Source organism: Candidatus Acetothermia bacterium, from assembly GCA_024653305.1.
GTDB lineage: Bacteria > Bipolaricaulota > Bipolaricaulia > Bipolaricaulales > Bipolaricaulaceae > JACIWI01.
Genome location: JANLFW010000073.1, coordinates 1 through 555 on the forward strand (window position 1 = coordinate 1; position 555 = coordinate 555).

A 555-nucleotide genomic window follows, 5' to 3' on the forward strand; every position below is an offset into this window, starting at 1 on the left:
AACACGAGCTGGTAGCCCCCCACCGCGTCCCACACCGGCAGCAAGGGAATCCCGTTCTGGGTGAAGAAGATCCCCGAGTTGTTGGAGACCTCGTCGATCACGTAGTACTCGCTGTCGTCCTCGTTGTGGGGGTCGCAGATGTGGACCACGACCTTGTCCTGACAGCACGCCTCGACGTTGGCGTCCGCGTCGTACACGCGCACGTAGAGCCCGCCCCACCCGATCTTCACCACGTCCACCGGGATCCCGTTGGCGTCGGTGATGAAGACTTGGGAGTGCGCCCGGTCCCCGACCACGATCGTAGCGAGCGTCATGTCGTCGAAGTCGTTCGGGTCGATGTAGTAGAACGCGATCGTCGTTCCCATCGGGAGCCGATAGCCTCGTGCGGCTGCGGCGTCCCACAGGGCTTCTTGGAAGTCCTCGATGTTCCCCAAGTTCAGCTCGAACACCCCGGAGTCCACCGAGGTTTCCGGCACGAACAACGCAACCTTGAGGAGGCCGTTGTCCCACAGGGTCTCGTCCCACCACGGGTTGTTCGGGTCACCCGGTTCGTAG

Annotated in this window: 1 protein-coding gene; it reads right to left on the reverse strand. The window is 62.9% G+C overall.

The genetic code is table 11. The features are described 5' to 3' along the window. On the reverse strand, positions 1-555 hold a 555-nt coding region (locus tag NUV94_08285), incomplete at both ends, for a hypothetical protein (GenBank protein MCR4392730.1).